Consider the following 20,066-nt stretch of genomic DNA (forward strand, 5'->3'; position numbering starts at 1 on the left):
GTCATGCTATTTAGTGTAAATAAATTCCAAAATACCATGTCCAGGCAATTAAAATAATCTGCATTGGAATCCTCTGAACATACAGATACCTCATTCCGGGGCCCGTATAATCTGCCTTAAAAATATTAATTTTCTTTCTTGAAGAATTGATATTGGCTATAAATACCAATACATAAAAAACAATCAGTAAAACCGCTGTAATTTCCCTTATAGCCGGGATCATCAATCCTATTCCTGCTGCAATTTCCAACACCCCGGTGAAATATACCCAAAACATTCGTCCGGGAATAAATTCCGGGATCATCAGGGCCATTCCTTTTTGAAATTTAAAATGTGATAACCCTGTAAAAATGATGAAAACAGCCATTCCGAGGTTTCCTGAAAATAAAAAATCAGGTTTCCCCTGAAAGATCATTGTTCCCAATAACGCGAGAATAAATGTGCCGAAAAGGATTGTTAGTAGCTTCATACTTTTAGATTGCAGATAATAGGCTGCAGAGATCAGGGAAATTACAACTTTTTGATGATCTGCAGCCTAAATCTATAGTTTATACATGTTAATTATTCATTATTTATTCTATACGGAGTCACGATTTACTCCTTCAGCCAGGTTTTTCACGGTCATCAGCCCTTTTGTAAAACCTGTATTCATGTGGTCTTCCCATTCTTTTTCTACCTGTACTTCTGCATGAAGCTTTGTTTTTCCACCAAAATCGATTAGAAAATATTTTTCAAAGGCCCCGTTCCACTCCATTACTTCCTTGCTTTGGGTATCCTCATTACCGTCTTTATCTACCATTCCCAGGTGTTTAAATACGATCTGATTAGGCTCTTCCAGGCTATCTATGGTAGAAACCATGCCTTCTCCTTTGTCATTAAGAAAATATGTTTTTCCACCAACTTTCCAGTCGGATTTCATAGTAGATGATGGTCCAAAATATTTGGTCCATTCGCTATAAGTATCAGGGTTCCAAAGGATGTCCCAAACTTTTTGCTTGGGAGCATCTATTATTGTTTCATACGATAAGGTTTCCATATTTTAATTTTTGTGATTGGTTTTAATCATGGACCGTTTATACAGTCAATTCCTTTCTAAAGCTGGTTTTCTGAAAGATGTTTCACAATGTTTAATGCCTTTGGAAATTTTTCTTCAAAAAAGTCTTTAAATTCTGCCGGAGTCTGAATTTTTACAATCAGTAAGGTTCCGTCTTCCACTTCCTCAAGGAAATAAGATTCTGTTGCATCACCCCAGTTCTGAGCAACTTCAACACCTTCATAAATTTCTCCCAGATGCAGAAACTTTATTTCCTCATTAGGTATCATTTTCTCTACCCTGCTGTACATTCCGTTGAGCTTGGGATCATAGAATTTTATAATATTATTTTCTTCCAATGTTCCTTCATAAAAAGAGCCTTCTGTAAAGGCTGTTGTCCACTGCCTGTACGTAATATCTCCCCAAAGGACACTCCATACTTTTTCCGGTTCTGCATTAATCTCGATTTCGTATGATAACTTTTCCATAGTATTTTATTTATTGTAATTAGGTGGCGGTATCAATATCCGAAGCTTTCAGTCTGTAACTTCTAGCCTCCCACAAAATCACCCCCATTAATGTGGATCACCTCCCCCGTAATATAGCTTGCATCTTTAGAAGCTAAAAATACATAAGCAGGTGCTACCTCTGAAGGCTGTCCCGCTCTTTTCAGAGGGGTATCTTTTCCGAATGTGGAAAGGTCACTAAAGGCTTCTTTCACTAAAGGTGTCCATATGGGGCCGGGGGCAATCCCATTGACCAGAATTTCTTTTTCAGCAAGATTATCAGCCAGTGAACGGATAAAAGCGAGCACAGCTCCTTTTGTAGCCGCATAATCTATCAAATGGTCACTTCCCCTGTATGCGGTAACAGAGGTTGTACAGATGATCCGGCCACCTTTTCTGATCAGCGGAAGGAAATTTCTCGTCAGAGAAATCATAGAAAGAATATTCGTGTTAAATGTTTCCTGAATCTGCTCATCGGTAATCTTTTCCAGACTGCTTTTTGAGGTATGAATTCCGGCATTATTAATAAGGATATCCAGACTTTTCCATTCAGATCTGATCTTCTCTGCACATTTTGTCCTGAAAGCCTTTTGGGTTAAATCTCCTTTCATTAAAATACATTGCCGCCCTTCTTCTTCAACCAGCCTTTTCGTTTCTTTTGCATCGTCATCACTTTCTTTATAGATCACTGCAACATCCGCACCCTCTCTGGCAAAGTGCACGGCTACAGCCTGCCCTATTCCGCTGTCTCCTCCTGAGATCACTGCCTTTTTTTCAAATAATTTCCGGCTTCCCAGATAATCATTCCGGATAATTTCGGGAAACAGTCCTTCTTCAGGAACTTTTGATTTAGACTTTGACTTGTTCTGTGTTTTCATAAGCAAATCTTTTCTAAATCACATCAAACAGTAAGCCGAAAACTTTTAGGAATTATAAGCTTCCTCCAGATCCTGTATAGTAATTTTTTGCATTTTCATCATCGCCTGAACTACTTTAGAAGCTTTTTCCTGATCAGAATCATTCATTAACTGGATTAATCTTTTAGGAACAATCTGCCAGCTCAGACCATATTTATCTTTCAGCCAGCCACACATACTTTCCCGGCCTCCGTTTGAAGTTAAAGCATTCCAGTAATGATCCGTCTGCTCCTGATCATCCGTCATTACTACCATGGAGATCCCTTCGTTAAAGTCAAACTGATGGTCATAAGAATTATCCATGCAATACAGGTTGTAACCATCAATGCTAAACTGGGCATGCTGAACATTTTCAGCAGGTTCTGCTATACCGTGTCCTTCTCCTCCATCTCCGTATTTCAGTATATTTCCAATCTTTGAATTGGGAAACGTCTGTGTGTAAAGTTCCATCGCTTCTTTAGCTTTGCCATTATTCTGATGGATAAACATGAGTGTGGGAACTATTTTCTGATCAATTCCCTTTTCACCCAGCAATATCTGCCAGGTTACTCCAAACTTATCCTGAACCCAGCCATATTTTTTGCTCCACGAATAAGATCCCAGCTCCATTAGTGCTATTCCTCCTTCCAATAACTGATCCCAGTATTTCTGAACTTCATCTTCTGTTTCACAAATCACCATAAAAGAAATGGAAGGGTTTTTCTTAAATTGCGGGCCACCGTTCAGAAGCATTATTCGCTGCCCGAAAAGATCAACATTCATTACAACAGGAGTATCTGCCGTAATCTCACCATCAAAAACTTTGCAATAAAATTCTGCGGACTGTTTTGCATCTCCGTCATACCAGAGACACGGGAAAATATCATTATTCATAAGTTTAAATTTTAAAATAGGTTGATATCGTTTTTTGATTATTTTTCTTATTTAATTGCTTTTACTTTACTGTCGGGCAAAGTGTACAGAGTTCCGATCTTAAGCCTGGAAAGAAAATATATGGTAAAGGAAATCTTATGTCTATGCATTCACAAGAATGATCTTGCTTTTTTGCACCGACACAGCAAAAATCCCTGTAGTTTTACACTTTATATTTCCTTGAAAAACATCTGGTTTTCTTTCATATGATTCTTTAGTTTTTCTAGGGTATTTTTTCCAAAACCATGCATCTGCATAATTTCTTTTTCAGAATAATCCGACAGCTTTTCCAGGGAATCTATTTTCTCCTTCTCCAAAGCTCTTCTTGCAGGTATGGCAATCACTCCATGAAGAAAACCTTCTTTAGGATCATAATTAATAGTGTATATAGAGTTTAAACTCTTTGACATGATAACTAAATTGATCATGGCTGTAAAAAATGTTTTTTAATGATTCTCAACATATTTATGGAAATTATTGAGAATAGCATACCAGCCTTCTCTTTGCATTTCCACAGAGTTTTGCTTTTCAGGATCGAAAATTTCAGTAACCTTTGTTGTATTTTCATCTACTTTATCAAAGATCACCTCTACTTTTCTTCCGTCCGCAATATGGTATTGTATTTTTTGGTTAGGAATAACCTCATCATATACACCTTCAAAATCAAATCCAAAACTTTTATCCTTGGCTTCCATTCTGGTCTTAAACTTTCCTCCTACTTTCAGGTCATTTTCAGCACTTGGGCACTGCCAGCTTTCATGGGCAAAATTCCATTTTGTAATATGCTTAGGTTCATTGAAATAATTCCAGACCTTTTCTACCGGTGCTAAAATTGTAATGTCTATTGTAACTGGATCCATAGTTCTATTTTTAAGTGATTAGGTAAAGGGCTCCTCAAAAAATGAGTGCCCTTTATTTATAATAAGTTAAATATAAGATTATTTTGTGTATCCATCGTTATAGTTCACCATCCAATGAACGCCATATTTATCCTGAAAACTTCCAAAATAGTCTCCCCAAAACTGATCTTCAAGGGGCATTTCTATATTTCCACCTTCTGAAAGTCCTTTAAAAAGTCTTTCAGCTTCGTCTTTTGATTCCGGAAAAATAGAAACATAATTATTATTTCCTACCGTCAGCGTCTGCCCGAATCCGGGAACGATATCTGAAGCCATTAAAAGGTCATTTCCAATAGGCAGTGCTATGTGCATTACTCTGTTTTTTTCCTCATCTGAAAGATTTTCAGTACCCGGAGCATTCCCCATCTTGTGGATTTCACCCTGAAATTCTCCTCCAAAGACAGATTTGTAAAAATTGAACGCTTCTTCTGCTGTTCCATCAAAATTTAAGTACGGATTTAATTTTGCCATGATTTTTAATTTTAAATTGTTAAGATTATTGTTAAACACAAATAGCACAAATGAAGTTCACAAATAACACAACGATGATGTAAAGCATTGGTGTTACTTTTAAAACCTGTACTAGCTGTATTTTATTTATTTAAAAAATTTTCTATTTCTTTTACCGTGAAATCTATTAAGTGAGTATCTATACTTCCGTCAAAATCGGCCATCATATAAGTACCATGTGTTGCGGGAAGTATCATTAATTGTGAATTTTTTACCAGCCTCCACATAGCAACTGTATGTTCGGGTTTCATGACATCTTTGTCACCGCTGATAAACAGTGCAGGTGACGCAATAGAAGTCAGCACCTCATCATCCCAATCTTCAAAAGTCTGCATCCTTTTACAGTCTTTATCAAAGAGGTTTTCAAGCTTTGAGAAATCAGGATTTAAGTTTAAAAAGTTAATTTTAAAGGGTTCCGGCATGGTGTCAAAAGTAGCCTCCTGCATTCCTTCAAAAAAGCCATCAATCATTCCTGATCTTTTATAAAATGCTGAAGCCACCACCAGCTTTTCTACAATATCCGGAAAAAGATGAGCGATTTGTAAAACGGTATTTCCACCGTTGCTGAACCCCCAAAATGAAGCTTTTTTAATATCGATTTCTGATAAAAGAGCAGCAACATCGCGTGCATCCTGCTCAAATGTTTCAGGAATATCCCGGTGCTCACTTCTCCCGTGATTCTGAAGATCAATTCCAATCAGCTGAAATTTATTTTCCAGTCTTGCAATGGCTTCTTTGTAATCAAACAGAAAAGAAGAACCTCCACCGTGAATCAATACCAAAGGTTTTCCTGCACCATACATTTCATAATACATCTGAATTCCATTGACTTGTTTATAGCCCTTTTCTACCGGATTCATAAGTTAGTATTTTATATTTTCGTCCACATCATATTTCATTCCCGGATAGCCTAAAATTTTACGCATCAGCCCGATCTGTCCGCACAGATAATCTTCACGCCCAATGCACATTCCGACAAAATTGAGTTTATTTTCTTTGATAAAAGGAATATTCATCCCCATTTCAAATATTTCATCCAGCTCTTCATCCGTTACCTCCCATAATCTCTGGTATACTTTTGAAGAGATATCGTGAAAGTTTTTCTGTAGTTCAGCTAAAGTTGGATATTTGCTGCTTTCATCCAAAGCCTTTCCCTGAAAAAAAAGATCATTATTAGGATCCTGATCCTGCAGTCCCAATACCCAACCCAAACCATACCTCATATTCACGAAGTTTCCTGCCATCCATACGATATGATTGGTTTTATTTTCAATTCTTTTCAATGCATCTTCTTCCGAAATGCCGTCCAAAACATTCATAAAGCTTTGGGTATGCATCCTGTAAGCCGGAATAATAATTTCCAATTTTTTTGATTTTGGTGTGTCCATTTTTTTATTTTTTTATGGATTATATTTTTAAACCTTACTTTATCGCTCCCGGTTTCCCCAGGATTCTGCGCAGGTAACCGAGCTGTCCGCTGTGGTAAATTTCATGAAAGCAAAGCATTGAAATATCTGTCCTGTTTTCGGGATTAAAGCTTTCGTGGGTGTTAAGTTTTGCTTCCAGTAGATCCTGAGATTTCTTCAGATAAGATTTTAGTTCTTCAAAATTTACAAATTCAGCTTTCCGCTCCAATGGAATTTCTCCTCTGTTGTAGCAGGAGAATTTCTCTCCGTCCCAAACAGATTCTTCACCCAGGATATTCAGAAAAGCGTTCCTTATGTAAATTAAGTGTCCGAGGATCCAATTCATAGAATTAGCCTCACCATTGGGAAAAACCATAGATTCGTCATGCGTGATACCCTCTATATTTAAAGAGATCACCTTATAATTACTGGTCACTTGGTTTTTCACGAAGTCTATTCCGTTTGATATAGTTTCCATAAGATAAGTATTATGATTGGTCTGCAGGTAGTTGTGAGAGGTCTCCATACATCACTTCCCACTGATGCCCATCAATATCTGCAAAAGCACTTTGATACATCCATCCGTGATCGATCGGTTCACTATATGTTGAACCCCCGTTTTCAATAGCTGTTTTTACCATATGATCTACCTCATCCCGATTGTTTACACCTATTGCAAGAAGCACTTGTGTAGTATCTCCTTTGGCAAAAGGCCTGTTCGTAAATGTTTGAAAAAATTCTTCTTTCAGAAACATGGTGTAAATATAATCCTCCCGCATGACTACACATATTGCCTGTTCATTCGAAAACTGTTCATTTATAGAAAAGCCAAGCTTCGTCCAGAATTCTCTGGTTTTTTGTACGTCTTTTACAGGTAAATTGACATAAATCTGGTTAATTGTCATTTTGTAATTTTTAGTGTTGAACTTGTAACCTAAATGACCAAGGTTTAATAAAACTACCTTGGCATAAGGCAAGATTTAATTTATTTGAAAATAAAAACATCTGGTAAAGTTGAATAAGAAGCACTTTATGACAGTGATGTTCAGCAGGTGTTCTATCCTATTCAGCAGGCATTTGAGAAATATCGGCATAGGTTATATTCCAGCCATGTCCATCAAGGTCCCAAAAAGAATTTTGATACATCCATCCGTAATCCTGAGGTTCCTCATGTTGTGTGCATCCATTTTGCAAGGCAGTATTGACCACCTTATCAACTTCTTCACGGCTGTTGAGTCCAATGGCAACAAGAACCTGGCTTGTATTCTCTTTGGCAACAGGCTTATTGGTAAAAGTCTGGAAGTAATCTTCTTTCAGGAACATGACATAGATATTGTCATCCTTCATTACAATGCATACTGCCTTATCATCTGAAAACTGTTCGTTAATTTCAAAACCAAGGGTAGTCCAGAATTCTCTTGTTTTCTGTATGTCTTTAACCGGAAGGTTGACATAAATTTGATTGACTTTCATTTTGTAATTTTTAGTGTTAAACTTTTAACCAAAATTACCAAGGTATGATGAAAATCAACTTGCCATAAGGCAAGATTTAATTTTTCTTGGGATGGGAAACCAATTCTTTACGAATACGGCTTAAAGAAGTATCTGTAACCCCAAGGTAGGAAGCAATCTGCTTTAACGGAGCAAACTGTATGACTTTTGATTTTTGTTCCAGCAAATTCAGGTACCTTCTGGTAGCGGAAAGGGTAAACATTTCTACAGACCGCTGTTTATAGTCAAAAAGCTCTTTAGACATCCAGGATCTTCCCCATTCCCTGAGGTTTGGAATTTTATGGAATAAATCCTGAAAAGTATCGTAATCAAGCCTCCAGCATTCACAATCTGTAATACAGACAATGTTTTCCTGAGACGGTATTCTCTGAAACAATGATAAAACCTCAATAATAACTTCATTCTCTACAAAAAAATGTGTCGTCACTTCATTCCCGTTGAAATCATTAACAAATGAACGTGCCAGTCCACTGTCTAAAATATAATATTCATTGGCTGTTTTTCCTTCTTCCAGCATAAAGTCTCCTTTTTGAAATGTCTTTTTTTCGTGAGCCTGAAATATTTCTTCAAGCTCCTCATGAAGAAAAAAAGGAAAATCATAGCATGTTTCTAAGGCTTTATTAGTCATCAGGTCATTTTTTTTAAGATTTTAAAAATAAAATTTTTAATTCAAATAAAGATATAAATATTAAACAAATAAGAAAATCATTCATAAAAATCAATATATCACATTGAAATCAAAGACAATCAGTTATAACTAATAATTAAACAAATGTTTTGATTGTTATAAATCACCCCGTCAAATTAACCACCCCGTCAAATCGTTGATTTGACACCCCTCCAGAGGAGGGGAATGGTTATACCCTTATGGGTCGTGGTATAAAAGTATTTGGATAAAGGTATTATTAAAGTTTAATACAAACAGGCCGTTCGCAGATATATAAATCCACCTTTAGGCCTTTAGCTAAAACAGACAGTTTTATCATTGAGTTCTTTTTTAAACTTCAGAAGAGAGGTTTATGTCTTAAAATAAAGACAGCTGAATCGGTTTGTTTGGTTTTTGAGCGTCTCCAAAAACTGTTTTCCCTCCAAAACGCCACGAGTTTTGTCGTTCTTCTTCAATAACCTGCTGAATATCAAAATCAGGAGTAAAATCTTTTTCAGCTGATGCTACAATCTGATGCAGCTTGTGTAAAGAATTTAATTTATCTGAATTTCCAAGCTTTGACTTTTCTATTCCTTTTCTAAGAATACCAATGCTTTCGTCGTACGTTTTTGTAGGTACTGGAAAAGGATGACCGTCTTTACCTCCGTGCGCAAAAGAAAACCTTGCAGGATCAGCAAATCTTGCCGGTGCCCCATGAATCACCTCACTGACCAATGCTAATGACTGCATAGTTCTCGGGCCAACACCTTCCAGCATCAGCAAGTCTTCAAAATTTTGTGGCTGCTGTTCACGGGTAATATATAAAAGCGCTCCCAATCGCTTCAAATCTACATCAGAAGCCCGTACATCATGATGGGCAGGAAGAATTAATCTTGAAAAGTCTTTCATCACATCTATAGAGTCGGTATGGGAAATATCAAGAATTCCTTTCCTGTTTCCTGCAGCTTCGGAATCGGTAAGGTTAAGGATCTTCCCTCTTGAAATACCATTAATTCCGGTATGGGGTTCCTCTACAAATGATTTTACATTTTCCGAGTGCCAATGGTATCGTCTTGCCGTTCCGTCAGACTCGTGCATTCCCTGCTGGATCACACTCCAGTTTCCGTTATCTGAAAGCACAAAATTATGCAGGTATAGCTGGTATCCATCCTGTATAGCGGTATTGTCAACCTTTGCTGAAAGTCTACTGGCTCTTACCAGCTCTGTTCCATTCAGACCCGTTTTATCAGCTATACGAATCAGCTCCGAGGGAGTTTCTCTTGATAATTTCCCTTTACCTCCACAGATATAAAGTCCCAGGGATTGGGAATTGGGATTAATAGAACGTTTCAAGGCTCCCATAACAGAAGTGGTAATTCCCGAAGAATGCCAGTCCATCCCCATCACCGCACCAAAGCTTTGAAACCAAAACGGATCTGCCAAACGGCGGAGAACCTCATCTTTACCATAATCCATCAGGATCACTTCAATAATGGAAAGCCCCAATACAGACATCCGCTCGTATAGCCATGGCGGTACTTTGCCATAGTGAAGTGGTAGATCTGCTGTTCCTGAACGTTTCATTTTGATTAAAAAACAAAGTTAGTTTTAATATTCTAAATGGGTCATGATTTGAATCAACTTTAAATAAGGGATAAAAAATTGTTTATTCCTATTTTTTTTGTGATTTTTGTATATCTCCAATACCAACAAATTATTATGAAAAAACTTCTACTTTTTCTATCCGTAATCTTGTTATCGGCCTGCCAAAGTAAAAAAGAAGAGTCAACCAATACAGAAGATCTTCAAAAAATGCGAGAGGAATGGATAAAAAACAGGTTAGATTTCTTTCAGGCAGCTCAACCCAAGTATTTTTCAGCTAAAACAATTAATGGTCATTCGTTCAACTCAAAGGATTATCAAGGGAAAAACCTCCTGATCTTCATTTACAGTAAAACCTTTCTTAAAAAAGATCCTCAGGCCAGTTATAATATGGTGGATGATTTTAATGGAATTTATGCCCGTTACAAAGACCATGTAGGAGCTATAGGGATTGTAGAGGGGCTAGTGGATACAGATAAGGAACTTCAACAGATCTTTCATGATTCCAATTTTCCGTTTGAACAAATAGATAATACGCAATCTCCAGGCAAACCGGAACAACTGAAATATAATATCTACTGTACTCCGGCTAAAATACTGATTAACTCAAATGGAAAAGTGATCCATTCCAGTTGTGGAGGAGCTACAGATGAGGAGCTTATACGAAAGTTAGACAGTATTAAGAGTGCTCCAAAAGAGCTATAGGTCATTTGAGTAAAGCTTCAAATCCCCATGCTTTTCTTCATCAAACTCTTCATTAAAAATAATTTTGTTTCCAAACGGATCATTAACGGTAAAAGAAATGGCATTGTAAAAGGTCTTTTCAAGGCCCGGACGATTGTATTTGTAATTTTTACCGAGTAGTTCTTTGTGGTATTCGGGCACTCCTTCTCCCCAGATAAAAACATTGGTTCCCGGAGTTCCGTCCCCATGATGTTCACTCAGATGAAGAATAATATTGTCTTTTTTCACCTCCATATAAATAGGTATATTTTCTTCAAAATGATGTTCCCATACGATTTCAAAGCCCATCCAACCGATGTAAAATTCCAGCGTTTTCTGATAATCAAAAATTCTGAGAATAGGAATGACCTGTTTTGCATTCATTATATAAATTAATTAAATATTTATGTGGATTTTGGAAATTATTTTTAAGTTTTGGCTAAAGCCAAATGATGCTCTATTTTTATGAAAGCGGACTAAAGTCCGCTCCTATTGAATGATATGTTTTATTGGTGAGAAAGGATGTTAATCAGTTTTCCAAACGGATCTTTTACAAAGAATCTACGGACTCCCCAATCTTCATTGGTGATTTCATAGGTAATTTCAAAGTCTGCCTGCTTCATTTTATCATAAATTTCATTCACATTATCTACTTCAATGGATAAATCCGGAACTTCCGTGTTATTTCCACCCTGTTCAGCAAAACTGATCTGAACTTTTGCCTCTTCTTTATTTCCTAGAGTTTTGATCCAGCCATGATCCATCAAAACATCAAGTTCTAAAATATCCTGATAAAAATGACTGGCTTTTGACAGATCATCTGTTTTTATGTTGACTACGATTCTTTTGACCATACTGTATCATTTAAAAAGCCCTGTGAAATTACATAAAATTCCACAGGGTTTCACAAGATTTTTATATGTATTTAGTCCTTAGAGCGAAGAAGCTGCTTCCAAAATCAATTCGGTAACTTCTTTAGGATGTGAAGCTAATGAGGCGTGCCCTGCATCTAAAGTAATTATTTTCTTTGGCTGAAGTCTTTCTGCCATTTCTTTCTCTGTTTCTGCCGGGATCATATGATCTTGTGAGGAGATCTGATACCAGCTTGGTTTTGTTTTCCATGCCGGCTCTCCAGCAACGTCTCCGAAACATTGCCCATGAATAGGTTTTTGTGACAATGCCATTACCAAAGCTTTTTCGGCATCGAGATCCTGGCAAAAAGCAGATTGAAACTCATCATACTTAATCCACAGGAAGCCTTTACTGTCCGGATAAATACTTGTTCCACCCGAAGATTCTCGTCTTCCTAAAAGAGCTCCTAAACTGTCTCCTGCATCCGGAGCAAAGGCTGCAATATAAACCAGCCCGGCAACTTTATCATGGTTTCCGGCACCCGAAATAACAGCACCTCCATAAGAATGCCCTACTAAAAGTACTTTTCCTTCCTGGGCATCAATAAGATCTTTTGTCTTATTAATATCATCCTGTAACGAAGTTAAAGGATTCTGAACACTTCTTACTTTATACCCTGCTTTTACCAAAGAAGGAATAACATACTGCCAGTGTGAGCCGTCTCCCCACGCTCCGTGTACCAAAATAATGGTTAAATCTTTCTGTTCCATAATGATTATTTAAAATTTGATGATTGTAAAGCTACGTGCTAAAATCTCAGTAGGCGTTAACTTAAGTTAATTAACAATCCGGTTTCTTATCCGGCTAAGAGACTGCTCTGTTATTCCTAAATAGCTGGCAATATGTTTCTGGGCTATTTTCTGAAAAAGAAGGGGTTCTTTTTTCAGAAGGTTTAAGTATCTGTTTTCGGGGGAATAGCATAACAAATCATCAATTCTTTTTTTGGCATCCAGATAAATTTTTTCACTCATTACACGCCCAAACTGCTGCCAGTAAGCTTCTTTTTCATATAAAGATTTAAGATCTTCCTTTCTTAAAAGTAAAATTTCACAATCTTCCAATGCCTGAATATTCATATTGGAAACGGTGTCGCAAAGGATGCTTTCATAGTCTGTAAAAAATTCATTCTCAAAATAAAATCCGAAATTGATTTCCCGCCCCTGATCATTGATATAAAAGCTTCTTATCGTTCCTTTTTTGATAAAGCCTAAGTATTTACACTTTTCACCCTGTTTCAGAAAAAAACCGGATTTTAAAAGCTGTTTATGTTTAAGCAGGGCATAAAATTCTTCGAAATGCTCCCGATCTACCTGAAACAGTTCTCCATATTTTTTGTGATGGTTCAGCATAATCTATTTGTGTTTTTATATCTAAAAAAAGCCTTGCAAAAAAAAATTTCACAAGGCTATTACAAGTATTTTATTCCTGTTGTTTATCCTATTGGTTCAATGCTGTAAGTGCTGCATTATAATTAGGCTCATCAGCAATTTCTGAAACCTGCTCTGTATATACTACTTTGTTGTTTTCGTCTGTAACAATTACCGCACGGCTCAATAATCCCTTTAAAGGAGAATCTGTAATAGTCACTTCATAATCATCTCCAAAGCTGCTTCTGAAATCTGAAAGTGTTTCAACATTATTTAATCCTTCAGCTGCACAAAATCTTCCTAAGGCAAAAGGAAGATCTTTTGATATATTAATAACTACCGTATTATCCAATTTTGAAGCTTCTTCATTGAATTTTCTACTGGAAGCAGCACAGGTTGGCGTATCAATACTTGGGAAAATATTGAATACTTTTTTCTTTCCATCAAAGGTTTCAAGTGTTTTTACATTTAAACCGGAATCTACCAAAGCAAAATCTTTGATTGTGGTTCCTACTGACGGCAATGTTCCTATTGTGTGTACTTCGTTTCCTTTTAAAGTAATGGTTGACATAATTTTATTTTTAAAGTTTTTCAAATTTAATCAAAATAGATTTTTTTTCAATTTAATAAAGGTTAAATTAATCTTAAAGTGAAAAAACTCAGTACAGGAGTAAGTTCGAAAATTAAATTTTAACTAAATTTGTAGGACTATAATTTCAAATAACAAATAACAGTATAATGTCAGAAAAATCAAAAATCTATTACACGCTTACTGATGAAGCTCCAATGCTGGCTACACATTCGTTTTTACCTATCGTAAAAGCTTTCACAAAATCAGCAAACATCGAGATCGCAGTTCCGGATATTTCTTTGGCAGGAAGAATTTTAGCTAATTTTCCTGAATTTTTAAAAGACGATCAGAAAATCGGTGATGCTTTAGCAGAATTAGGACAGCTGGCTACTCAACCTGACGCTAATATTATCAAACTTCCTAATATTTCGGCTTCTGTCCCTCAGTTGGATGAGGCTATTGCTGAATTACAGGCTAAAGGTTTCGCAGTTCCCAATTATCCTGCAGAACCTAAAAATGATGATGAAAAAGCAATCAAAGCTAAATATGCAAAAGTTTTAGGAAGTGCAGTAAATCCGGTATTAAGAGAAGGAAATTCTGACAGACGTGCTCCAAAAGCTGTTAAAAACTATGCAAAGGCCAACCCTCACAGAATGGGTGACTGGGCTTCTGACAGCAAAACTGATGTAGCTCATATGAACAATGGTGATTTCTACGGGACAGAAAACTCTACAACCTTAGAAAATGCCACTCAATATAAAATTGTATTCAAAGGAAATGATGGGGCTGAAACTTTGTTGAAAGATTTCGCAGGTCTTCAGGCCGGAGAGATTATCGATTCTTCTGTAATGAATCTAAATGCTTTGAAAGTATTTGTACAGGAAGCTATTGAAGAAGCTAAAAATAAAAATGTACTTCTTTCCGCTCACCTTAAAGCGACAATGATGAAAATCTCTGATCCGATTATTTTCGGAGCTATTGTAGAGACGTTCTTCAAAGATGTATTTGCTAAATATGCTGAGACATTCAAATCTTTAGATGTCAACCCTAACAATGGTCTTGCTGATCTTTTTGAAAAAATCAAAGGAAATGCTCAGGAAGCTGACATCAAAGCTGATATCGAAAAAGCTCTTGCTGAAGGACCTAGAGTGGCCATGGTAAATTCTGACAAAGGGATTACCAACTTCCACGTACCTTCTGACATCATTGTTGATGCTTCTATGGCTGCTCTTGTAAGAGGTGGCGGTAAAATGTGGAACAAAGAAGGGAACGAAGAAGATACAGTTTGTATTATTCCGGACCGTTCTTATGCAGGTTTCTATCAGTCTGTCATTGACGATATGAAGGCACACGGAAAACTGGACCCTACGACTATGGGATCTGTTCCCAATGTTGGATTAATGGCTCAAAAAGCTGAAGAGTATGGTTCTCACGATAAAACTTTCCAATTGTCTGCTGACGGAACTGTAGAGGTTCAGGATGAAGCGGGTAATGTTCTTCTTTCTCAAAAGGTAGAAAAAGACGATATCTTCAGAATGTGCCAGACTAAAGATGCTCCTATCCAGGACTGGGTAAAACTAGCTGTAAACAGATCAAGATTATCTGATACACCTGCTATTTTCTGGCTGGACAAAGGAAGAGCTCATGACAGAGAAATCATCAAAAAAGTAGAAAAATATCTTGCTGACCACGATACTGCAGGTCTTGACATCAGAATTCTTGATGTAAAAGATGCTATGACTGAAACATTAAAAAGAGCAAGAGAAGGTAAAGATACGATCTCTGTTTCAGGAAACGTATTAAGAGATTACTTAACTGACCTTTTCCCGATCCTTGAACTTGGAACTTCTGCAAAAATGCTTTCTATTGTTCCATTAATGAACGGAGGTGGTTTGTTTGAAACAGGTGCCGGAGGTTCTGCTCCAAAACACGTGGAACAGTTCTTAGAAGAAGGATATTTAAGATGGGATTCTCTAGGTGAATTCCTTGCTTTACAAGCTTCTCTAGAGCATTTGGCACAAACTCAGGGAAATGCAAAGTCCCAGGTACTGGCTGATGCATTGGATGAAGCAAATGCTAAATTCTTAGCTACAGATAAGTCTCCTGCAAGAAAAGTAGGACAAATTGATAACAGAGGTTCTCATTTCTATTTAGCTATGTATTGGGCTGAAGCCTTGGCAAACCAAACTGTTGATGCAGAATTGGCGGCTAAATTTGCTCCAATTGCAAAAGAAATGAAAGAAAATGAAGAAGTAATTAATGCAGAATTAATTGGTGCTCAAGGTAAGCCTCAAAATATTGACGGTTACTACAAAACTGATAAATACAAAACGTATACGGCAATGAGACCAAGTACTGTTTTAAATGAAATTATTGACAGAATCTAATTTCTGATGTAAGTATAAATTAGAAAGCTCCTTTTGAAAAAGGGGCTTTCTTGTTTTTGGCCTATTCTTTAAAAGATATACCGAAAACCACCCCATCAAAAATTCTTTGAATTTTCGCCACCCCGCCGGAGAAGGGGAATGATCGCCATTACAAATTACAGTAAACATTTTACCTATTAGCTATTACATGTTTGGCTAAAGCCAGATCACACATTGATAATAATAAAGCGGACTAAAGTCCGCTCCTATTGATGTTTATTCTTCAACATCTGTTATCTATTATCTGCTTCTGCTATTTTTTAATTCATAAAGCTTTGGGGAAACCATTCAAAAGCGTTTGCTTTTTTCTTTGTGAATCCCAGCCCTGGCCATGGCAGGTGACAGGCAAAGGCTCTGGTTTGGGTATCAGCCAACTGTAGAAGAAGTTTTTTTCTTGTAGCGGTAGCAATGTCCAGGTCGGTATCTCCGGAAAAGCCCCATTCAGGATGCGGGAAAAGAATAACATCGGAATGAATAAGGTCTGCAATGTATAGTAATTTTTCATTGCCTGAAGATATTGTTGTAACTGTTAAACCTGGCGTATGCCCCGGAGCTAACTGAAAGCTGAAATAATCATACATCTTATTGTTCAAATCATAAAATTTCAGTTTGGGTTGAATTGCTTTTAAGATATTCTGAAGCGCCGGAACAATCTGATTGAGTAATTCAGGTCTGGCTTTCAGAGCACTGTTATTAAAATCTTTAAGGGAAGCCTGCATCCAGAAATCATATTCAATTTTTGAAATGAAGATATTTGCATTAGGGTAAACAAGGTTATTTTGTTTATCTATAACTCCTCCAATATGATCGGGGTGGGCATGAGAAATAAAAACGTCAGTAATATCCTTCGCAGAGAAACCTGATTTTTGGAGGCTTTTCAGTAGAAATCCTGTTCTTTCATCAGCAAAAATTCCCATTCCGGAGTCGAAAAGGATTAGTTTATTCTCTGTCTTAACAATCAGCGTGTTCATCGCCATATCAATATAATCTTCTGGCCTGAAATTATTTTTAAGAATGGCTTTCACTTCTGAAACATTCCCTCGTGGGGCAAATGAATTCACATCCGTTTCGTGAATGTATCCATCCGTGAGAACAAAAAGTTCCAATTCTCCGAGTTTCATTTTTTTAAACCCTGAAAGGTCTTCTTCTTTGTTGTTGGAAGTTATTTTCGGCTCTGCCAGTACACTGGAAAAAGGAACCAAGCTCAGTGTTCCTGCCAGTAAACCATTCTTTAACAGTTCTCTTCTATTCATAATATAAATATGTGATGTTGTGATTGTATTCTATTTAAAGAAACTGAGCTTCTGTTCCTATCCAGAAACCCAGTTTACAGTATAGTCTTTAGTTGTTTACTAATTTCATGGAGCCTTCAGTATATCTTTCACCTACATTGGGGTGTTTTTTCAGGATGGCATCAATGGTATCCAAATCGGATTGGGAAAGGTCTATATTTACGGCAGCAATATTTTCTTCCAGATATTTGATTCGTTTGGTCCCCGGGATCGGAATAATATCTTCACCCTGATTGAGTACCCAGGCTAATGCCAGCTGAGTCCCCTTTACTCCTTTGGAAGCAGCAAGATCATTGATTTCTTTTGCCAGCTTGGTATTGTTTTCTATATTTTCCTGCTGATAACGCGGTAAAGATCTTCTAAAATCGTCATCCCCAAAGTTCTGTACTTCATTGATGTTTGCAAAAAGACCTCTTGCTAATGGAGAATAAGGAACCAAACTAATTCCAAGTTCTCTGATCGTTGGCAGAATTTCTTTTTCAACATCTTTTGTAAGGATAGAGTATTCAGACTGCAATGCAGCAATCGGATGAATTTTATTGGCTTTTCTGATAGATTCTGCTGAAGCTTCAGAAAGTCCGATATATTTTACTTTTCCGGCTTTTACAAGTTCTGCCATTGCTCCTACTGTTTCTTCTACAGGGATATTCGGGTCTACTCTATGGGCATAGTAGAGATCAATAGTGTCTATTTTTAACCTTTGGAGGCTTAAATCCACTGCCTTTCTGATCCATTCCGGCGAACCGTCAAAATAGGTGCCTGGAGCTCCACTATGACTGGCTTTATCATCTTTAAATCTGAATCCGAATTTTGTGGCAATAAAAATTTTATCTCTGTTGGGAACCAAAACTTTAGAGATCAGCTTTTCATTTTCTCCATTAGCATACATATCTGCTGTATCCCAAAAATTGACTCCTAAGTCTAATGCTCTGTGTAAAGTATTGATACTCTCCTGCTCATCTGCAGGACCATAAGCAAAGCTCATTCCCATACAGCCTAACCCAATAGCAGATAACTGCTCTCCTGTATTTCCTAATTTTCTAAATTTCATGATGGTATGATTTTAATTTTACAATACAAAATTAGAACATAGAAACAGCATCTGTGATATATAATTCAAACTAAGAATTATAAAATTCAAACAGAATTCATTCTTAAGGTATTCGGAGTTAGCCCGGTTTGTTTTTTAAAATAATTGGTAAAATAAGCAGGCTCTTCAAAGCCCAACCCATAGGCTATCTCAGCGATATTCCAGTCTGTGTGTTTCAATAAAGCATGGGCTTCCTGAACAACTCTGGCTGTGATTTGCTGGCTGGTTGTCTTTCCGGTAATCTCTTTTACAGAACGGTTCAGGGAATTCACATGAATGGAAAGACTCTGGGCATAATCATTGGGTGTTTTCAATTTCAGATATGCTTCAGGACTGTCAATAGGAAACTGTCTTTCCAGCAGTTCCATAAATAAGGAAGCTACTCTTTGTGAAGCATTCTGATAAGGTTCAAAACTTTCTGCCGGGTTCATTTTCATTGTTTCATGAATCATCAGGTAAAGATAAGCCCTAAGCATATCGTACTTATGAACATAATCCGACTGAATTTCGGTCATCATTTTGGTATACAGGTCAGAGAGTATCTTTTGCTGATCTTCCTCAACAAAGAAAACCGGAGTTCCCCCTATTTTGAAAAGCGGAGAATCCTGAAGGTTTCCCATACGGCTGCCACTTTGCAGAAACTCCTCTGTAAAGAGGCAGAACCATCCTTTTTGATTTTCATCCTCAGATTCCCAGGAATAGGGAACAATAGGGTTCGAAAATAATAGTGCCGGGCGGTCTATCTCTATCCATTTATCTGCATAATGAAGTCTTCCCTTTCCTATAATCAATGAAATTTTATAATAATCTCTCCTGCTGTAGGGAGCTAATACAGCACAATATTCCCTTGAGGCTACATTGAAGTGCCCCATCCCATGTGTAACGAGACACTGGGGGCCCAGGCCGGGAAAATTTCTTTCATAAAAACCTTTTACTGATTCCTTGGATTCCATATATCAAAATTATAAAATTCAAACCAATATATCTAAAAAAATAATCTGTATCTATACAATAGAAATGGCTGACATTACTGCCAGCCACTTAAAGTGAATATATATAATTGATAATGGTCTAATCCCAGTCATCGCCATGCCCGTGTCCGTTCCCATGACGATTCTTATTTTGTTTTTTATAATATTTTTCCTGATTTTTATAATACTTTTCCTGTTGTTTACGGTATTTTTTCACATCATTTTTACGTCCATAAATGATCACAGGATTCTGTCCTCTATAATATTTCTTTTTAAATACGATGTATTTTTCCCTTCCAAGTATTCTCTCAAGTTCAGAGTATCTTTCGTCCTTCCATCTTCCGGGTTCTACTACATATACTCTATTCCATGAATTGTAATCACGGTATCGGTCATTTAAAGCATATACCTGGTTAGCCTGTGTTGTGGAAAGTAACAGATCTGCGATTACAGTCTGCCAGTTGATATCAGTAATACTTCTTCTATAATCATTATAATAATCTGACTGTGCATAGCTCATGCTAAAGGTCCCGATTAAAAATGCTGTTAATAATAATTTTTTCATTTCATTTCCCTTTAAAATTAAACATGATGACATAGACAATTAAAGTGCCAATTATTAATTCCAATTCCCAACATTTGTTAATAAAAATCGCAAACCATTGATTATCTTTTATAATATTTTCAAAATTCATGTGTATTTATTAGATGTTAGATGTTTAGCAAAGGCTCTTTATTCTTTATTCTTTATTCTTTATTCTTTATTCTTTA

Annotated in this window: 26 protein-coding genes; 2 read left to right on the forward strand and 24 right to left on the reverse strand. The window is 36.8% G+C overall.

Going from position 1 to position 20,066, the window contains the following annotated elements; genetic code table 11:
- Window positions 1-10 precede the first annotated feature (10 nt).
- The 15 genes from MP477_RS03420 to MP477_RS03490 all read right to left on the reverse strand — a co-directional run bounded on the left by MP477_RS03420 (window position 11) and on the right by MP477_RS03490 (window position 9,925).
- On the reverse strand, window positions 11-469 hold the full coding sequence (locus tag MP477_RS03420) for a hypothetical protein (RefSeq protein ID WP_230040272.1): 459 nt from the start codon (window positions 467-469) through the stop codon (window positions 11-13).
- A gap of 108 nt (window positions 470-577) precedes the next feature.
- Window positions 578-1,036 (reverse strand): SRPBCC domain-containing protein, encoded by a 459-nt coding sequence (locus MP477_RS03425; RefSeq protein ID WP_230040274.1) that lies wholly within the window; start codon window positions 1,034-1,036, stop codon window positions 578-580.
- 56 nt (window positions 1,037-1,092) lie between these two features.
- Window positions 1,093-1,521 (reverse strand): SRPBCC domain-containing protein, encoded by a 429-nt coding sequence (locus tag MP477_RS03430; protein ID WP_257189151.1) that lies wholly within the window; start codon window positions 1,519-1,521, stop codon window positions 1,093-1,095.
- A 62-nt stretch (window positions 1,522-1,583) separates the two neighbouring features.
- Complete coding sequence (locus MP477_RS03435) at window positions 1,584-2,417, reverse strand: SDR family oxidoreductase (protein WP_257189152.1); 834 nt, start codon at window positions 2,415-2,417, stop codon at window positions 1,584-1,586.
- 45 nt (window positions 2,418-2,462) lie between these two features.
- Window positions 2,463-3,329, reverse strand: coding sequence for a VOC family protein (locus tag MP477_RS03440; protein WP_257189153.1), 867 nt, complete (start codon window positions 3,327-3,329; stop codon window positions 2,463-2,465).
- A gap of 209 nt (window positions 3,330-3,538) precedes the next feature.
- Complete coding sequence (locus MP477_RS03445) at window positions 3,539-3,778, reverse strand: DNA-directed RNA polymerase subunit alpha C-terminal domain-containing protein (RefSeq protein WP_257189154.1); 240 nt, start codon at window positions 3,776-3,778, stop codon at window positions 3,539-3,541.
- A 36-nt stretch (window positions 3,779-3,814) separates the two neighbouring features.
- Window positions 3,815-4,228, reverse strand: a complete 414-nt coding sequence (locus MP477_RS03450; RefSeq protein WP_257189155.1) for an SRPBCC family protein — start codon at window positions 4,226-4,228, stop codon at window positions 3,815-3,817.
- Between the two features lie 78 nt (window positions 4,229-4,306).
- The gene (locus MP477_RS03455; RefSeq protein ID WP_257189156.1) at window positions 4,307-4,738 is read right to left on the reverse strand and encodes a VOC family protein; all 432 of its coding nucleotides are present in this window, start codon (window positions 4,736-4,738) and stop codon (window positions 4,307-4,309) included.
- Between the two features lie 122 nt (window positions 4,739-4,860).
- Complete coding sequence (locus MP477_RS03460) at window positions 4,861-5,637, reverse strand: alpha/beta fold hydrolase (RefSeq protein WP_257189157.1); 777 nt, start codon at window positions 5,635-5,637, stop codon at window positions 4,861-4,863.
- A 3-nt stretch (window positions 5,638-5,640) separates the two neighbouring features.
- Window positions 5,641-6,165: a DinB family protein gene (locus MP477_RS03465; RefSeq protein WP_230040289.1), complete on the reverse strand. Its 525-nt coding sequence runs from the start codon at window positions 6,163-6,165 to the stop codon at window positions 5,641-5,643.
- 34 nt (window positions 6,166-6,199) lie between these two features.
- Complete coding sequence (locus MP477_RS03470) at window positions 6,200-6,661, reverse strand: hypothetical protein (RefSeq protein ID WP_257189158.1); 462 nt, start codon at window positions 6,659-6,661, stop codon at window positions 6,200-6,202.
- A 10-nt stretch (window positions 6,662-6,671) separates the two neighbouring features.
- Window positions 6,672-7,088: a VOC family protein gene (locus MP477_RS03475; protein WP_257189159.1), complete on the reverse strand. Its 417-nt coding sequence runs from the start codon at window positions 7,086-7,088 to the stop codon at window positions 6,672-6,674.
- A 157-nt stretch (window positions 7,089-7,245) separates the two neighbouring features.
- Complete coding sequence (locus tag MP477_RS03480) at window positions 7,246-7,656, reverse strand: VOC family protein (protein WP_230040294.1); 411 nt, start codon at window positions 7,654-7,656, stop codon at window positions 7,246-7,248.
- A 76-nt stretch (window positions 7,657-7,732) separates the two neighbouring features.
- Window positions 7,733-8,323, reverse strand: a complete 591-nt coding sequence (locus tag MP477_RS03485; protein ID WP_230040296.1) for a Crp/Fnr family transcriptional regulator — start codon at window positions 8,321-8,323, stop codon at window positions 7,733-7,735.
- A gap of 396 nt (window positions 8,324-8,719) precedes the next feature.
- The gene (locus MP477_RS03490) at window positions 8,720-9,925 is read right to left on the reverse strand and encodes a DUF763 domain-containing protein (RefSeq protein ID WP_257189160.1); all 1,206 of its coding nucleotides are present in this window, start codon (window positions 9,923-9,925) and stop codon (window positions 8,720-8,722) included.
- A 135-nt stretch (window positions 9,926-10,060) separates the two neighbouring features.
- On the opposite strand from MP477_RS03490, the gene MP477_RS03495 reads away from it, so the two are divergent.
- On the forward strand, window positions 10,061-10,648 hold the full coding sequence (locus MP477_RS03495) for a peroxiredoxin (RefSeq protein WP_257189161.1): 588 nt from the start codon (window positions 10,061-10,063) through the stop codon (window positions 10,646-10,648).
- Here the strand turns inward: MP477_RS03495 and MP477_RS03500 are convergent.
- The 5 genes from MP477_RS03500 to tpx form a co-directional block, all read right to left on the reverse strand.
- On the reverse strand, window positions 10,643-11,050 hold the full coding sequence (locus MP477_RS03500) for a glyoxalase superfamily protein (RefSeq protein ID WP_257189162.1): 408 nt from the start codon (window positions 11,048-11,050) through the stop codon (window positions 10,643-10,645). The two genes, MP477_RS03495 and MP477_RS03500, sit on opposite strands and share 6 nt — an antisense overlap.
- Window positions 11,051-11,172: 122 nt before the next feature.
- The gene (locus MP477_RS03505; protein WP_230040304.1) at window positions 11,173-11,520 is read right to left on the reverse strand and encodes a VOC family protein; all 348 of its coding nucleotides are present in this window, start codon (window positions 11,518-11,520) and stop codon (window positions 11,173-11,175) included.
- 78 nt (window positions 11,521-11,598) lie between these two features.
- Complete coding sequence (locus MP477_RS03510) at window positions 11,599-12,288, reverse strand: alpha/beta hydrolase (protein WP_230040306.1); 690 nt, start codon at window positions 12,286-12,288, stop codon at window positions 11,599-11,601.
- A gap of 66 nt (window positions 12,289-12,354) precedes the next feature.
- On the reverse strand, window positions 12,355-12,927 hold the full coding sequence (locus tag MP477_RS03515; RefSeq protein ID WP_257189163.1) for a Crp/Fnr family transcriptional regulator: 573 nt from the start codon (window positions 12,925-12,927) through the stop codon (window positions 12,355-12,357).
- A gap of 88 nt (window positions 12,928-13,015) precedes the next feature.
- Window positions 13,016-13,516 (reverse strand): thiol peroxidase, encoded by a 501-nt coding sequence (gene tpx / locus MP477_RS03520; RefSeq protein WP_257189164.1) that lies wholly within the window; start codon window positions 13,514-13,516, stop codon window positions 13,016-13,018.
- 167 nt (window positions 13,517-13,683) lie between these two features.
- Here tpx and MP477_RS03525 point away from each other — a divergent pair, with 167 nt between their 5' ends.
- Window positions 13,684-15,903 carry an NADP-dependent isocitrate dehydrogenase gene (locus MP477_RS03525; protein WP_257189165.1) on the forward strand — a complete coding sequence of 740 codons (2,220 nt, stop codon included), beginning with the start codon at window positions 13,684-13,686 and terminating at the stop codon, window positions 15,901-15,903.
- A 299-nt stretch (window positions 15,904-16,202) separates the two neighbouring features.
- Here MP477_RS03525 and MP477_RS03530 read toward each other — a convergent pair whose 3' ends face one another.
- From MP477_RS03530 to MP477_RS03545, 4 genes are all read right to left on the reverse strand, one after another.
- Window positions 16,203-17,195: an MBL fold metallo-hydrolase gene (locus MP477_RS03530; protein WP_257189166.1), complete on the reverse strand. Its 993-nt coding sequence runs from the start codon at window positions 17,193-17,195 to the stop codon at window positions 16,203-16,205.
- 88 nt (window positions 17,196-17,283) lie between these two features.
- Entirely contained in the window at window positions 17,284-18,285 is a 1,002-nt protein-coding gene (locus tag MP477_RS03535; protein ID WP_257189167.1) for an aldo/keto reductase, read from the reverse strand.
- An 86-nt stretch (window positions 18,286-18,371) separates the two neighbouring features.
- On the reverse strand, window positions 18,372-19,277 hold the full coding sequence (locus tag MP477_RS03540; RefSeq protein WP_257189168.1) for an AraC family transcriptional regulator: 906 nt from the start codon (window positions 19,275-19,277) through the stop codon (window positions 18,372-18,374).
- A gap of 118 nt (window positions 19,278-19,395) precedes the next feature.
- Window positions 19,396-19,860 (reverse strand): hypothetical protein, encoded by a 465-nt coding sequence (locus MP477_RS03545; protein ID WP_257189169.1) that lies wholly within the window; start codon window positions 19,858-19,860, stop codon window positions 19,396-19,398.
- Window positions 19,861-20,066: the final 206 nt, after the last annotated feature.

This window comes from Chryseobacterium sp. WG23 (assembly GCF_024586575.1).
In the GTDB taxonomy this organism is placed as follows: Bacteria; Bacteroidota; Bacteroidia; order Flavobacteriales; family Weeksellaceae; genus Chryseobacterium.

What these genes read in the sequence shown, in the direction of transcription:
- MP477_RS03475 (WP_257189159.1), bottom strand. Translation starts at nt 7,088, where the DNA reads ATGACAATTAACCAGATTTATGTCAATTTACCTGTAAAAGACGTACAA.
- MP477_RS03530 (WP_257189166.1), bottom strand. Translation starts at nt 17,195, where the DNA reads ATGAATAGAAGAGAACTGTTAAAGAATGGTTTACTGGCAGGAACACTG.
- MP477_RS03430 (WP_257189151.1), bottom strand. Translation starts at nt 1,521, where the DNA reads ATGGAAAAGTTATCATACGAAATCGAGATTAATGCAGAACCGGAAAAA.
- MP477_RS03515 (WP_257189163.1), bottom strand. Translation starts at nt 12,927, where the DNA reads ATGCTGAACCATCACAAAAAATATGGAGAACTGTTTCAGGTAGATCGG.
- MP477_RS03505 (WP_230040304.1), bottom strand. Translation starts at nt 11,520, where the DNA reads ATGGTCAAAAGAATCGTAGTCAACATAAAAACAGATGATCTGTCAAAA.
- MP477_RS03420 (WP_230040272.1), bottom strand. Translation starts at nt 469, where the DNA reads ATGAAGCTACTAACAATCCTTTTCGGCACATTTATTCTCGCGTTATTG.
- MP477_RS03525 (WP_257189165.1), top strand. Translation starts at nt 13,684, where the DNA reads ATGTCAGAAAAATCAAAAATCTATTACACGCTTACTGATGAAGCTCCA.
- MP477_RS03545 (WP_257189169.1), bottom strand. Translation starts at nt 19,860, where the DNA reads ATGAAAAAATTATTATTAACAGCATTTTTAATCGGGACCTTTAGCATG.
- MP477_RS03450 (WP_257189155.1), bottom strand. Translation starts at nt 4,228, where the DNA reads ATGGATCCAGTTACAATAGACATTACAATTTTAGCACCGGTAGAAAAG.
- tpx (WP_257189164.1), bottom strand. Translation starts at nt 13,516, where the DNA reads ATGTCAACCATTACTTTAAAAGGAAACGAAGTACACACAATAGGAACA.
- MP477_RS03465 (WP_230040289.1), bottom strand. Translation starts at nt 6,165, where the DNA reads ATGGACACACCAAAATCAAAAAAATTGGAAATTATTATTCCGGCTTAC.
- MP477_RS03495 (WP_257189161.1), top strand. Translation starts at nt 10,061, where the DNA reads ATGAAAAAACTTCTACTTTTTCTATCCGTAATCTTGTTATCGGCCTGC.
- MP477_RS03425 (WP_230040274.1), bottom strand. Translation starts at nt 1,036, where the DNA reads ATGGAAACCTTATCGTATGAAACAATAATAGATGCTCCCAAGCAAAAA.
- MP477_RS03460 (WP_257189157.1), bottom strand. Translation starts at nt 5,637, where the DNA reads ATGAATCCGGTAGAAAAGGGCTATAAACAAGTCAATGGAATTCAGATG.
- MP477_RS03490 (WP_257189160.1), bottom strand. Translation starts at nt 9,925, where the DNA reads ATGAAACGTTCAGGAACAGCAGATCTACCACTTCACTATGGCAAAGTA.
- MP477_RS03540 (WP_257189168.1), bottom strand. Translation starts at nt 19,277, where the DNA reads ATGGAATCCAAGGAATCAGTAAAAGGTTTTTATGAAAGAAATTTTCCC.
- MP477_RS03510 (WP_230040306.1), bottom strand. Translation starts at nt 12,288, where the DNA reads ATGGAACAGAAAGATTTAACCATTATTTTGGTACACGGAGCGTGGGGA.
- MP477_RS03485 (WP_230040296.1), bottom strand. Translation starts at nt 8,323, where the DNA reads ATGACTAATAAAGCCTTAGAAACATGCTATGATTTTCCTTTTTTTCTT.
- MP477_RS03435 (WP_257189152.1), bottom strand. Translation starts at nt 2,417, where the DNA reads ATGAAAACACAGAACAAGTCAAAGTCTAAATCAAAAGTTCCTGAAGAA.
- MP477_RS03440 (WP_257189153.1), bottom strand. Translation starts at nt 3,329, where the DNA reads ATGAATAATGATATTTTCCCGTGTCTCTGGTATGACGGAGATGCAAAA.
- MP477_RS03470 (WP_257189158.1), bottom strand. Translation starts at nt 6,661, where the DNA reads ATGGAAACTATATCAAACGGAATAGACTTCGTGAAAAACCAAGTGACC.
- MP477_RS03500 (WP_257189162.1), bottom strand. Translation starts at nt 11,050, where the DNA reads ATGAATGCAAAACAGGTCATTCCTATTCTCAGAATTTTTGATTATCAG.
- MP477_RS03455 (WP_257189156.1), bottom strand. Translation starts at nt 4,738, where the DNA reads ATGGCAAAATTAAATCCGTACTTAAATTTTGATGGAACAGCAGAAGAA.
- MP477_RS03535 (WP_257189167.1), bottom strand. Translation starts at nt 18,285, where the DNA reads ATGAAATTTAGAAAATTAGGAAATACAGGAGAGCAGTTATCTGCTATT.
- MP477_RS03480 (WP_230040294.1), bottom strand. Translation starts at nt 7,656, where the DNA reads ATGAAAGTCAATCAAATTTATGTCAACCTTCCGGTTAAAGACATACAG.
- MP477_RS03445 (WP_257189154.1), bottom strand. Translation starts at nt 3,778, where the DNA reads ATGTCAAAGAGTTTAAACTCTATATACACTATTAATTATGATCCTAAA.